Source organism: Polaromonas sp. YR568, assembly GCF_943371715.1.
In the GTDB taxonomy this organism is placed as follows: Bacteria; Pseudomonadota; Gammaproteobacteria; order Burkholderiales; family Burkholderiaceae_C; genus Polaromonas.
Genome location: NZ_CALRVW010000017.1, coordinates 1 through 12,361 on the forward strand (window position 1 = coordinate 1; position 12,361 = coordinate 12,361).

Annotated in this window: 9 protein-coding genes; 3 read left to right on the forward strand and 6 right to left on the reverse strand. The window is 66.1% G+C overall.

Annotation, left to right across the window (positions count from 1 at the left end; all coding sequences use genetic code 11):
- Positions 1-121 precede the first annotated feature (121 nt).
- The 3 genes from AAG813_RS13075 to AAG813_RS13085 all read right to left on the reverse strand — a co-directional run bounded on the left by AAG813_RS13075 (position 122) and on the right by AAG813_RS13085 (position 6,443).
- The gene (locus AAG813_RS13075) at positions 122-1,306 is read right to left on the reverse strand and encodes a CHASE domain-containing protein (RefSeq protein WP_341915986.1); all 1,185 of its coding nucleotides are present in this window, start codon (positions 1,304-1,306) and stop codon (positions 122-124) included.
- Positions 1,307-1,531: 225 nt separating this feature from the next.
- Positions 1,532-2,107, reverse strand: coding sequence for a helix-turn-helix domain-containing protein (locus AAG813_RS13080; protein WP_341916063.1), 576 nt, complete (start codon positions 2,105-2,107; stop codon positions 1,532-1,534).
- Positions 2,108-2,372: 265 nt separating this feature from the next.
- Entirely contained in the window at positions 2,373-6,443 is a 4,071-nt protein-coding gene (locus AAG813_RS13085; protein ID WP_341915987.1) for a PAS domain S-box protein, read from the reverse strand.
- Between the two features lie 251 nt (positions 6,444-6,694).
- Here AAG813_RS13085 and AAG813_RS13090 point away from each other — a divergent pair, with 251 nt between their 5' ends.
- Positions 6,695-7,009, forward strand: coding sequence for a hypothetical protein (locus AAG813_RS13090; RefSeq protein WP_341915988.1), 315 nt, complete (start codon positions 6,695-6,697; stop codon positions 7,007-7,009).
- A gap of 130 nt (positions 7,010-7,139) precedes the next feature.
- On the opposite strand, the gene AAG813_RS13095 is transcribed toward AAG813_RS13090, so the two are convergent.
- On the reverse strand, positions 7,140-7,991 hold the full coding sequence (locus tag AAG813_RS13095; RefSeq protein WP_341915989.1) for a M14 family murein peptide amidase A: 852 nt from the start codon (positions 7,989-7,991) through the stop codon (positions 7,140-7,142).
- A 76-nt stretch (positions 7,992-8,067) separates the two neighbouring features.
- Between AAG813_RS13095 and AAG813_RS13100 the strand changes: the two genes are divergently transcribed.
- Entirely contained in the window at positions 8,068-8,586 is a 519-nt protein-coding gene (locus AAG813_RS13100) for a flavin reductase family protein (RefSeq protein WP_341915990.1), read from the forward strand.
- Between the two features lie 28 nt (positions 8,587-8,614).
- Positions 8,615-9,508 (forward strand): DMT family transporter, encoded by an 894-nt coding sequence (locus AAG813_RS13105; protein WP_341915991.1) that lies wholly within the window; start codon positions 8,615-8,617, stop codon positions 9,506-9,508.
- Positions 9,509-9,532: 24 nt separating this feature from the next.
- Here the strand turns inward: AAG813_RS13105 and AAG813_RS13110 are convergent, their stop codons facing one another.
- Together AAG813_RS13110 and AAG813_RS13115 are read right to left on the reverse strand one after the other, a co-directional pair.
- A complete protein-coding gene (locus tag AAG813_RS13110) occupies positions 9,533-11,557 on the reverse strand; it encodes an acetoacetate--CoA ligase (protein WP_341915992.1) in 2,025 nt (674 codons plus the stop codon).
- A 180-nt stretch (positions 11,558-11,737) separates the two neighbouring features.
- Positions 11,738-12,202 (reverse strand): hypothetical protein, encoded by a 465-nt coding sequence (locus AAG813_RS13115; protein WP_341915993.1) that lies wholly within the window; start codon positions 12,200-12,202, stop codon positions 11,738-11,740.
- Positions 12,203-12,361 lie beyond the last annotated feature (159 nt).

Genomic DNA, 12,361 nt, shown 5'->3' on the forward strand with positions numbered 1-12,361 from the left:
CGCCGAAAAACCACCTCGGCCTAAAATAACAGCGCGCAACATCGCACCACCTGTGCCGCCGCGTTCACCTTGCCCGGAATTGCCGTTCACAGCACCGGAATCTGTGTTCACGATGCCGGAATCACCGTTCACGTTCAGCGGAATACGCATTGGTCCCCTCGACAATGCTGAGCAGGCGCTGCTGCTCGTGCGCCAGGTCCAGCGTCATGCGCTGGGCCACCGACAGCGCACGGGCACGGCTGCTGCCGAGCAGCCAGATGCACAAGGCGAGCAGCAGGCTCGACAGGACACCGCCCAGCCCCAGCAAAGCCGGCAGGAGACTGGCCGCCTCGGCTTCAAACGCAGGCGTGCTGCTGACTCGCAAGCTCAAGGTGCGCCCACCGGCCGACACCGACCGGGAGGACGAAAAAAGACGCCGGGCGTCGAGGGTCGGCACCGGGTCACCCGGGGCTGCCGCCGGCTGCCCGTTGAGCGTGTACACCAGCGTCTGGGCGTTCAGCGGTTCAGCGTCAAACAGCTCGAAAGCGGCCTGCCCCTGGGTGGCCTCGGCCGCTCTTTGCAGCACCTCGCTGACCACCATGGGCGCAAACAGCACACCGATCACGAGCGCCTGGCGTTGCGCCGGCGTGCTGAGGTCCCCCCCCGCGCGGTAAACCGGCAACAGGTAAACCCAGCCCGGATTTTGCTGCTGGTCCTGCACCAGGGTGGTTCTTCGGGTCAGGGTGGGCTCGCCCGTCGCCACGGCACGTTCGATGGCCTCGCGGCGCACCGGCTCCGCACCCGCGTCCAGGCCCAAAACCGCCTGGTTGCGCGCCTGGGGTTCCATGAACTTCACCACGTACAGGTCGGGCGCATGGCTGGCCGTCGGCGCGCCGGACATCGTGCGGATGGCAAAGGCCGGTTCCTCGTCAGCACGTTCGGCGGCGACAAAGCCGTCCAGGTCCTCCCGCAGGACCCGGGCCATGAAGCCGAACCCGCGCACACCGGGAAAATCGCGCGCGAGCTGGCTGAACTGCACATAGGCGCGAAACTCGGCCCGTTCGACCGAGTTGCTAGCCGCATACACCCCGGCGGCGCCGCGCAACCCGCGCAGCGGGGCGTTCAGGCGGTCCTGCACATCGATCTGGACACGGTCGGCCAGCCGGTCGAAACGCTCCCTGGCCTGGCTCTGGAGCGTGTTGTTCACCCAGAAAACGCCTCCCCCGGTCACAAGCAGGCCCAGTACCAGGGCCAGTCCCGCCATGGCCACCGCCACACGCTGGCTTCGGATGGACTGCGAGTCCGAGGACACCAGCTGACGCGTCATGGCCGGTCCGCCACCATCGGCAAGACACGGGCGCGCAACGCGGCCACGTCGAACGCCGATCGGGCCGGTTTCATGCGCAAAGCGAACGACGTCATGGGTTGGAGCGGAGTTTCCCCCGGCAGGAAGGCCTGCCCACGGGGAGCAGCAGACACAAAAGAGTTACTCAATGTAATTCAAATCCCGGCTTTTGCGAATACCGCAGGGACAGGCCGCTTTTACAGGACTCTACCGCGCGCAAAGCCCCTCGAAGCAGGTGCGAATGACCAGCTCAATGATCTCTTCATCACTGTGCTGGCCGCCGGCCCGCAGGAACTCCAGCACCGGGTCACAGGCCCGGGCGTAAAGGGTGTAGAGCACCAGAATCGGCGGAATGCTGGGGCTCAGGGAGCCGTCTTTTTGCGCAAGTTCAATCCAGGCGCCAATCTGGTCGCTGATGCGCACCAGCCCGTCGAGATAGGCCTTGTTGTTCATCAACGTGGTGCGCAGGCTGGAGTTCTGGTGCGGCAGGGAAGGCATTTCGCCGGCCAGCTGCTGCTGCAGCATCCAGCGCACCATGGCCTTGAGTTGCGCCAGGGGCTGGGCTTGCGGGGGCAGGCTGGCCAGAAAGGCCTGCGCCAGCCCCACCACGCGCACCATGGCTGCCGCGGCCAGGTCTTCCTTGCTTGGGAAATGCTTGTAAAGACTGGCCTTGGCAATGCCCACATCGGCCGCCACCTCGTCCACCGTCATCAGGTCAAAGCCTTTTTCCGCCAGCAGCCGGTTGACCGCCTGCACAATGGCATCCTCCCGGGCCGCCAGCATTTGCGCCTTGAAAGAGATTTTGGGGCCGCCATGCGCGGCGGGTCTGGCCTTGAGGGCCGGCGCGGTAGAAGGGGTGGTAGTCATGCCAATATTTTAGCCGCTCGCGTCTGAATCGGTAGTAGTCGCTTTATTTTCTACCCAATAGTCACAATAGAACCTTGCGGTTTCTTGTGTTCTGTTCCCCTTCGCTGCGCCTTGCCGGGTGGCGTACAGCGGGGATCTGGCGTGGCGCGTCCCGCGTGAGCGCGCTTGCAGAGCACGGCGCTCAGGACGCCTCCAGCCCCCCGGCAGGTGCGGCACCCAGGGTGAAATAGAGGGTGGCCCCGTGCCCCGGCGCGGACTCGGCCCACACCCGCCCACCGTGACGCGTGATGATTCTGTGCACCGTCGCCAGGCCAATGCCGGTTCCGGCAAATTCCGAGACGGTGTGCAAGCGCTCGAAAGCACCGAACAGCTTTTCTGAGTAGGCCATGTCAAACCCCGCCCCGTTGTCCCGCACCATGTACACCGCTTCCCCGCCGGGGCCTGGCTCTCGCCCGAACGAGATCAGGGATTGCGGCTGCAGGCTGCTGAACTTCCAGGCATTGCCCAGCAGGTTGTCCAGCACCTGCAGCAGCAGGCGCGCATCGCCCTGGGCCAGCAGGCCTGGCTGGATGTCGAGCAAGGCCACACGCCCGGGCTGCCGTTCGCGGTAGCCGTCAAGTATTTTTTCCGCCAAAGCGCTCAGGTCGACCGTCTCCCAGCGCAGGCTGCTGCGCGAAACCTGGGCCAGCGACAGCAGGGCGTCGATCAGCTCGCCCATCTGCACCACGCCGGCGCGGATGCGGGCCAGGTAATGCCGGCTGCGTTCGCTTCCTGCGCCGTCCTCCAGTTCCCGGACCAGCAGCTTGCTGAATCCACCGATGGAACTGAGCGGCGTGCGCAGGTCGTGTGACACCGAATAGGAAAAGGCCTCGAGCTGCTTGTTGGCAAATTCCAGTTGCCCGGTGCGCTGCTGCACCCGGTCTTCCAGACTGGCATTGAGTTGCAGGATTTCTTCGCGCGCCCGCTTGCGTTCGCGGATGTCGGTGTTGATGCCGAGCACACCGTTGACCCGGCCCTGGCCGTCACGCACCACAGTCCAGCGCGCCTCGATGCTGAACACCGAGCCGTCGCGGGCCACCTGTTCGAGTTCGCCGGTCCAGTCTCCGCCACTGGCCAGGGTCTGCTTCATGGCGTCGATCAGCACCTGCGGGTCGCGGTACATGCCGTCGTCCATGGTTTTGCCGAGCACCTCGTCGGAGGTCCAGCCGTAGAGGCGCTCGGCGCCCTTGTTCCAGAAACGCAGGGTGCTGTCCAGGTTGCGAACCATGATGGCGTCCTGCGCACGGTCGAGCAGCGAGGCCTGCTCGCGCACCTGCGCCGCCGCCAGACGCGCCACCTCCTGGCTGCGCTGGCGCTCCAGCCGGGCGCGCAGGCTGCCAATGCCAAACGCCAGGTTGTCGGCCATGTCCTGCAGCAGCCGGATCTCCTCGGGGGCCAGTTTTTCAAGCGATCCCGAGTACAGGCCCAGCAGGCCGAAGGTGCGGTCGGCATCACTCAGCGGCAGGAACACCGCGCTGCGGTAGCCCTGGGCTGCCGCCTCCTCGGTCCAGAAAAACTTGTTGGCTCCCTGCGCAATGTTTTCACTGACCCCGGCCTGGCCGCTGCGTATGGTCTGGCCCGCAGGCCCGCGCCCGGTGGGCTGGTCGGCATCCCAGGTCAGCCTGACCCTGGACAGGTAGCCCGCTTCGTGGCCGGCGTGGGCCATGGGCTCGATGCTGTGGGCCGCATCGTCCCGCGCATAACCGACCCACGCCATCCGGTAGCCGCCCACCTCCACCGCCAGCCGGCACACCTGCAGCAACAGTTCGGCTTCGTCGTCGATGCGGGTCAGTGCCTGGTTGCAGCGGCTGAGCAGCTGCAGCGCCCGGTTGGTCCGCGCCAGTTCGCGGTCCGCCCGTTTGCGGCCGGTCACGTCACGCGCAGTGCCGACAATACGCTCCACCGCGCCGGCCTCGTTCAGGACCGGGTAGGACCGGTCGCGAATCCAGCGAACCTCGCCATCGGGACGGACAATCCGGTACTCAACGTCTGTAGCGGCACCCGTCGCCTGCCGGTGTTTGGTTTGCGCCTCCGCGTCCCGGTCGTCGGGGTGGATGGACGCGCGGTAGGAGTCGGGCGCCGCATACAGTTCTTCCGGGCGACGATGCCACAGGGTCTCATACGCCGGGCTGATGTAGAGAAAACGTCCGCTGGCAAAGTCGCGGTTGTAAAACACGTCCTTGATGTTTTCCGCAAGCTCCCGAAAACGCGCCTTGCTCCCCAGCAGCGCCGCCTCGGCGCGCGCCCGCTCGATCGCAATACGCGCCAGCCGCACGGCCGTGTCCACCAGGTCCTGGTCCGCCGGCTGGGGCGTGTACGGCGTGTGATGGTAGATGGCGAAGGTGGCCAGGACCTCACCCGCCGCAGAAAGAACCGGCGTGGACCAGCAGGACTGCAGGTCGAATTCGCGTCCGAGCTCGCGGTAGTTGCGCATCAGCGGATCACTCGCCAGGTGCTCTACCACCACCGGCCTTTTGCGGAACGCGGCCGTCCCGCACGCGCCGGCGCCTTCGCCGACCTCCATCCCGTCGATCTGCCGGCTGACGGCGGCCGGAAGGCTGGGCGCCGCACCATGGCGCAGACGCGAGCCCTCGCACAGCAGGATTGAACACAGGCTGTTGGCGGAACGGCCCTCGATCAGGCCGACGATGGCCTCCAGGGACTGCGGCAAGGGCACGCCGTAGGCGATCAGCTCAAGCACACGCTCCTGGTCGCGGACCAGCTCCTCGGCAAACCTGCGCGCGGTGATGTCGGTAAACACCACCAGCCCGCCCACCAGTTGCCCGGCCTCGTCGTGCAGCGGCCGGACATTGTTGCGCAGCACATGGTCCCTGGCGCCCGGCCGGCGCAGCAGGACATCCCAGTTATCGACACTCTCGCCGCGAATGGCCCGGCTCAGCGGCCGGTTCTGCGGCGCACAGACCGTCTTGCCGTCGAGCAGCACCACCTCGTGGTCGGCTCGCCATTCGGCCAGCGTCTTGCCTGTTCCATCGCTGGGGAAATACTTCTTCGCGGCCGCATTGAACAGCAGGAAGCGGCCTTCGACATCGATCGCCAGCACCCCTTCACTCATGCTGTTGACGATCAGGTCCAGCATGCCGCGCTCCTTGCCGATGCGGGCCAGCGATTCGTCGCGCTGCTGGCGGCTCAACTCCAGCGATTCGGCCATGCGGTTGAAGGTTCGCGCGAGATGCCCGAGCTCTCCCTGATACAGCGGGCCGAGCTCAACTCGGGCTGCGAGGTTGCCGCTGGCCAGTTCGTCGGCTTCATGCAGCATGGCGTTGGCCGGGTTGACGATCAGGCGCTTGCCCATGACCCAGGCGCAAGCCATGCCAAACAGGGCGGCGGCCAGCAGGATGGCCAACTCCAGCGCCAGCGCCTTCGCCGGTTCAGCGGCGATCAGCGCGCGTGTCATGCTGACGGCGACAAACAGCGCGCCGGCCGCCGGGCCGCTCACCGGGGCGAAGGCGTACACGCGCTGCTCTCCGCCTGCATCGGGCGCCTCCTCGACGCCCATGCGCGGGGCCTGTAAAAAGGCCCGGATGGTCGTATCGGTCTGCAGGCTGCCGACCGCGCCGGCCCCTGCCGGCTGGGCGGCCAGAATGTTGCCCTGGCGGTCAAGCAGCAACACGCTGGCCCCTGCCGTCGGTGCCACCTGCGCCAGCAGGGGCGCAAAGGCCTGCACGCTGAGCGCGGCAAAGACCACCCCGCTCGGCACCCCGGCATTGTCAAGGACGGGGCCCGCAAAACCGACGCCCGCCTGGCCGCTTTGCCTGCCCGTGCCATATTCGCCGATCGAAAACTGGCGGCTGGCCATGACCTGTCTGAAAAAAGGCCATGCGCTTGCATCGGCGCCGACCAGGGCCGCTTCGGAGTGGCACACCACCGTGCCGTCAAGCGCCACCACGCCCAGATCGGTGTACTGCGGATGCACCGCATGCAAATTGCGCAGGTACTCGCTGCACAGGCCCGGCAACCGGCCCTTGATGGCTGGCGCGCTGGCCAGATCGCCCAGAAGCTGCTTGATCGCCTCGATTTGCGGCTGCTGGCTGGCCGCGGCCAGCAGCGCCTGGGACTGCAGTGTGGAGCGCGCAAGCTTCAGGGCATCACTTTGCTGGACGGCCGCCGACCAGGCAAACAGGCCCAGCACCGGCAGCAAGGCCACCACGATCAACAACACCAGACGGGCGCGAAGCCCCAACGAACTGATCATTCCATTCCTTTGCGCCTTCGCCGGCCCGGGGGTCCTGGCAGGCGATGCACCGCTGCGGACCGGGCCCCGTGCTGGGAAGCCGACACGTGGAGACCCTGACACCATCGTAGTACTTTGGCTTGACCCTGGCCACCCGCCGGTCACCCGACCGCCGACCTCCTACAGCGGGACGCTGTACAGACTGACAAAACGACTGCAGGTGAAGCGGCAGAGTAACCGCTCAATCCCTTGTTGCAACAGAAAGAACGCCCGTGGCCACGCCTCTTCCCAACCCGTCCCTTGCCCCTGCGCAGAAGCAGGCCACCGACCAGCCTGGCCAGAGTGAGGGCATGCCCGTGAAGACACCGGTGGCAGGGCGTCCGCGGCCGGGGCGCGCAGAAACCCCTGCCGATGCGTCGGACGAAGCCAGTCTCGCGCTGCCGCATGAGCGTGACCAGTCCACCGACATGACCGATGCCCAGCCCGATCCGAAAGTGCAGCAAGCCGGTCGCGACCTGCGCCGCGGTCTGCAGGACACTGGCAAAAGCGCGCCCATGGACCAGGCCTACGACAAGCTCAAGCGCTGAAAACGGCTACTCGGTGGCATTGAATGCTACTGATTCAGTAGCTGCTGGCGCCCGTCAATAAAGGGCTGCACTCTATTTTCATCATGAACCCAAGGGTGGCGATTCGTGCCATCGGGGTTCGCGACGTGCGTCAGGGCGTGCGTGACGATGCCTCGGGCGCGCCCGCCGGCACACGCTCGGTCATCCAGCGCAGCAGGTCCAGCCACATCTGGCGCATCTCGGCGTCCAGTGGTGTGCGCATCGCATTGGGCAGTTCGATGGTGACCACCGGCACGCCCTTGTGCACACCGCCGTAATTGCCCAGCGAGCCCGGAAAAATGCCGACCTGGTCCAGGTACAAGCGACCCAGTCTGGACGGCGGGACCGAGGGGCCGTCAAAGTCGAGTACCCCGTAGGGCGCATGGATGCTGACGATCAGGTGGGGCTTGAAGCGCTGCATCTCCTGGTGCAGAAAGCGCGACTCCGGCTCGGACAGGGGCTTGGTGCCGGGCCAGCGGCGCGGGTCCTTGCGGGTCCGCTTTTCCCAGTACACCTTCGCGTCACGTTCCCAGAACGGCGTCGGAAAGTTGCGGTTCAGATCAACGCCGTTGGCGTTGACGCGGCGCGGCGGGTTGGCCAGCAGCCCATCGGGATTGAGGGCCGGTATGAAACGCCAGTGGATGGCTTGCGACCAGGGCGCCGTGGTTTCTTCGGCCAGGCGGATCCAGTGCAGGGCCACCGAGGTCGACGACAGCTCATCACCATGGATGGCGCCCAGCACCAGCACGCGCTGGCGCACATCCTCGGGCTTGACGTCGCGCATCCACAGTGTCTGCCCCTTCACCGAGCGGGCGGCCGTGGCCTGCAGCTGGGCGGCGTCGCAGAGGCTGCGCCTGAGGTTCGGAAGTTTGCGGACAAAATCGTCACAGGGCCCCGCAGCCTGAGCGCCAGTCGCTATCAATAATGAAGCTGCCAGAAGGGCCGCGGTGCAGGTTGAACGCATGGTGCGATTTTACCCACGGCATCTGAGCGGAGGGGGGCCGCCTGCCCATCCCGGGGCATTGGGTTAAATTAGCCCCATGACGCCTCCCACTGCCTTGCGCCGGGCCAGCCACCCCAGTTTTTCCCCGCGCGAGTTCCGCGCCTGCCTCGGCATGTTTGCCACGGGGGTGACAATTGTCACCGCGCGCAAGCCCGACGGCGAGCTGGTCGGCCTGACCGCCAACTCCTTCAATTCGGTCTCGCTCGAGCCGCCGCTGGTGCTCTGGAGCCTGGCGCAGGCGGCCGGCTCCATGCCGGCCCTGAGTACCGGCTCACACTACGCCATCAACATCCTGGCAGCCGACCAGAAAGAACTGGCCGAGCGTTTTGCGGCCAAACGCGAAGGCCGCTGGGACGGCGTCGCCTGGACCGAAGGTGCCGGCGGCGCGCCGCTGCTGGCGGGTGCCGCAGCCACCTTTGAATGTTTCAACCGCAGCCGCTACGAAGAAGGCGACCACGTGATTTTTGTCGGCGAGGTCGAACGCTGCAGCCACCGCGCCGGCGCGGCGCCGCTGCTGTTTCACGGCGGCCGCTTTTACACCGAGCACCCGCTCTGACAGCCCCTGCTGCAACCTCCGGCCACGCATGATCGCCCGCAAAACCCACCTCGACACCCTCGCCATTTCCCTGCTGCTGGCCTGTTGCCTGTTCTGGGGCTTCCAGCAGGTGCTGGTCAAGGCCACGCTGGCCGAGGTGGCGCCGGCCTTTCAGGCCGCCATCCGGTTTGCCGGCGCCACCGTGCTGCTCTGGCTGTGGTGCGCCTGGCGTGGCGTCAAGCTGTTCAGCGCGGATGGTTCGCTGCGCGCGGGGCTGCTGGCGGGCGCGCTGTTCGCGGGCGAGTTCGCCTGCATCTATGTAGGCCTGCAATACACCAGCGCGTCGCGGCTCACGGTGTTTCTCTACACCTCGCCGTTCTGGGTGGCGGCCTTGCTGCCGATCTGGGTGAAGTCCGAAACGCTGCGTCCGGTGCAGTGGGCGGGTCTGGCCTGCGCTTTTGCGGCGGTGGCCTTTGCGCTGCGCGAGGGTTTCAGCGGTACGGGGGCGCCGACCTGGGTGGGCGATGTGATGGCGCTGGTGGCGGGCATGTTGTGGGGCCTGACCACGGTGGTGATCCGCGCCTCGTCACTGGCCAGGGTCTCGCCGGAAAAACTGCTGTTCTACCAGGTGGCCGTGAGCACCGTCACCCTGCCGCTGCTGTCGCTGGCGCTGGGCGAGCGCTGGTCCTGGAATTTCAGCCCGTTTGCCCTCACCTCGCTGCTGCTGCAGACAGTGGTCGGTGCGTTTGCCAGCTACCTGGCCTGGATGTGGATGCTGGGCCGTTATCCGGCGACCAAAATTTCAGTGTTCGTATTTCTCACGCCCCTGTTCGCCCTGCTGTTCGGTGCGCTGTGGCTGCAGGAAGCCGTCACACCCAGCTTGCTGGCGGCGCTGGTGCTGGTGGCGCTGGGCATCGTGCTGGTCAATCGCAAGCCGGCCTGAGCCGGCCGACGTTCGCAGCAAGCCTCAGGCGGCGCTGGCGCGCCGCTGCGCAAACGCGACGTACCAGTCCAGGCAGCCGGGGTTGGCCATCGCGTCGCGATTGACCACCTTGTCGATCGGCTGGCCCAGCAACAGTTTCTTGATCGGCAGCTCCTGCTTCTTGCCCGACAGGGTGCGCGGGATCTCCGGCACCTGGAAAATCTCGTTGGGCACAAAACGCGGCGACAGCGCGGTCTTGATCGCGTTGTTGATCCTGGCCTTCATCGCATCGTCCAGGGCCACGCCCTCGCGCAACACCACAAACAGCGGCATGTAGCTTTCGCGCCCCAGGTACTCCAGGTCCACCACCATCGAATCGATCACTTCCGGCAGCGCCTCGACCGCGCTGTACAGCTCGCTGGTGCCCATGCGCAGGCCATGGCGGTTGATGGTGGCATCCGAGCGGCCGTAGATGATGCAGCTGCCCGAGGGCGTGATCTTGAGCCAGTCGCCGTGGCGCCAGACGTTGGGGTACATGTCGAAATAGCTCGACAGGTAGCGCTTGTTGCCCTCGTCGCCCCAGAAGTACAGCGGCATGGACGGAATCGGCTGGCTGCAGACCAGCTCACCGACCTCGCCGATCACCGGCTGGCCCTGCTCGTTCCAGGCCTCGACCGCGCAGCCGAGCAGGCGGCACTGCATCTCGCCCGGCACCTGCGGCAGCTCGCGGTTGCCGCCGATGAAGGCGCCCGCGAAGTCCGTGCCGCCGGAAATATTGCACCACCAGATGTCCTGCTGCGCTTCGGTCTTGGCGATGCGCCGGAACTGCTCCGTGCCCCAGGTCTGCGCCTCGGGTGATAGCGGTGAACCCGTGGTGCCCAGCGCGCGGACCGCCGACAGGTCGCCGCAGGTCGAGAGGTCCACACCGGCCTTCAGGCAGTTGGCAAAAAAGGCCGCGCCGGCGCCGAAAAACGTCACGCCCAGCTTCGCGCCGAAGCGCCACAAGGTGGTCCAGTCCGGCTTGTCCTTGCCGCCGCCCGGGTTGCCGTCGTAAATGCAGCAGGTCGTGCCGTTGAGCAGTCCGCTGACCTGGGCGTTCCACATCACCCAGCCGGTGGAGCTGTACCAGTGGTAACGCTCCCCGAAGGAGTTGGCCTCGTAGCTGCAGCCGATGTCGTTGTGCAGGGTCTTGAGCGCCAGCGCCACCAACACGGTGCCGCCATGGCCGTGCACGATGGGTTTGGGCAGGCCGGTGGTGCCGCTGGAATAAACAATCCACAAGGGATGGTCGAACGGTAGCCACATCGGCGCAAAGGCCGAAGTTTCAGCATCATTTCGGGCTGTAGCGCTCTCAAAACGGGCGCTGTCAGCTATTGAATTAGTAGCGTCGAGGTTGTAGTGGACGATCACGTGCTGCAGCGAAGGCAGGGCCGCGCGGATCTCCGCCACCACCGCCGTGCGGTCGATGTCGCGCCCGCCGTAGCTCACGCCGTCGCAGGCAATCAGCACCTTCGGTTCGATCTGCCGGAAGCGGTCCAGCACGGCATTCGTGCCCATGTCGGGCGCGCAGATGCTCCACACGCCGCCTATGCTGACCACGGCCAGGAAAGCCACCGCGGCCTCGGGAATGTTGGGCAGGTAGGCGGCCACGCGGTCGCCCGGCAACACGCCCTGGGCTTTCAGGTGCAGCGCGAGCGACGCCACCTGGCGGCGCAATTCGGGCCAGCTCAGTTCGCGCGCCGGCGCGCTGTCCAGGCTTTTTTCGTTGTGGCTGAGCAGTGCGGGAAAGCCCGCCGCATGGGCCCTGTCGACATGCCGGAACACCTGCTGCGCGTAGTTGAACTGCGCGCCGGGAAACCAGCGCGCACCGGGCATTTTGGCCTCGACCAGCACGTCGGTAGGCGCCGTGGGTGACTGCAGTTCGAAATAGTCCCAGATGCTTTGCCAGAAGGCGTCCAGGTCCGTCACCGACCAGCGCCACAACGCATCGTAGTTGTCGAAGGACAGCTGGCGCGTGTCGCGCAGCCAGTTCTGGTACAGGCGGATTTGGGGGATATAGGGGGCGCTCATGAGGCGAAAGCTTAGCAGGCCCTCCCGCGCACAGGCACCCGCCTTGGCGACAGGCAGCGGGCTTGCGCCGCCGAAAAAACAAAAGGCCGCCCGCAGGCAGCCTTGGGGCGGGTTGGGACCCGCTGCAGGGTGGCACCAGGCGCTGTTCACGCCCGATGCGACCGGTGCAGAACACGTCCCTTATTTGGGCGTGCCCTTCATCATCATTTCAACGTCGGTCATGGGGACCATGCCGTTTTTGGCCGGCTTCATGCTTTTCCACATGGCGGTCTGGTAACGGTTCCACTCTTTGGAGGAGACCATGCCGTCGCCGTTGGTGTCCATGCTGTTCATGGCGGTGTTGCTGACCTTGGCGTCAACCTTCATCTCGGCCTTGGCGGCGGGTGTGCCACCGGAGGCGGACGGGCTGATCTGCGCGTTGGCAGCGGCGCCGCCGGAACCGGCGACAGGGTTTTGGGCCTGCAGCGTGGAGCCATTGGCTTTCTTCGCATCAACCTTCATTTCGGCTTTGGCCGCAGGCGTGCCGCCGGACGTGGTCGGGCTAGCTTGTGCGGAAGGCGTCGCGACGACACCGGCGGGTGCCTGGGCAAAGGCAGCAGTACAGGCCAGGGCGGCGAGGGTCAGGACAAGGGATTGCTTTTTCATGGGGTCTCCAAAATATGAGAGCGATGTGCTCAAGCTCATCTTTGCCCGGCCGGCCCGGCCCGCCTGTAGGATGAACACGGTGCGGACCGTCAGGGTCCGTCGGCTCCTCGGCGTCGCTTTTCAGCCCTAAAAAAATCCCGGCGCAGAAATCGCACAGTC

Coding starts and splice junctions, on each gene's coding strand:
- AAG813_RS13075 (WP_341915986.1), bottom strand. CDS start 1,306: ATGACGCGTCAGCTGGTGTCCTCGGACTCGCAGTCCATCCGAAGCCAG.
- AAG813_RS13080 (WP_341916063.1), bottom strand. CDS start 2,107: ATGCTGGCGGCCCGGGAGGATGCCATTGTGCAGGCGGTCAACCGGCTG.
- AAG813_RS13085 (WP_341915987.1), bottom strand. CDS start 6,443: ATGATCAGTTCGTTGGGGCTTCGCGCCCGTCTGGTGTTGTTGATCGTG.
- AAG813_RS13095 (WP_341915989.1), bottom strand. CDS start 7,991: ATGCGTTCAACCTGCACCGCGGCCCTTCTGGCAGCTTCATTATTGATA.
- AAG813_RS13100 (WP_341915990.1), top strand. CDS start 8,068: ATGACGCCTCCCACTGCCTTGCGCCGGGCCAGCCACCCCAGTTTTTCC.
- AAG813_RS13105 (WP_341915991.1), top strand. CDS start 8,615: ATGATCGCCCGCAAAACCCACCTCGACACCCTCGCCATTTCCCTGCTG.
- AAG813_RS13110 (WP_341915992.1), bottom strand. CDS start 11,557: ATGAGCGCCCCCTATATCCCCCAAATCCGCCTGTACCAGAACTGGCTG.
- AAG813_RS13115 (WP_341915993.1), bottom strand. CDS start 12,202: ATGAAAAAGCAATCCCTTGTCCTGACCCTCGCCGCCCTGGCCTGTACT.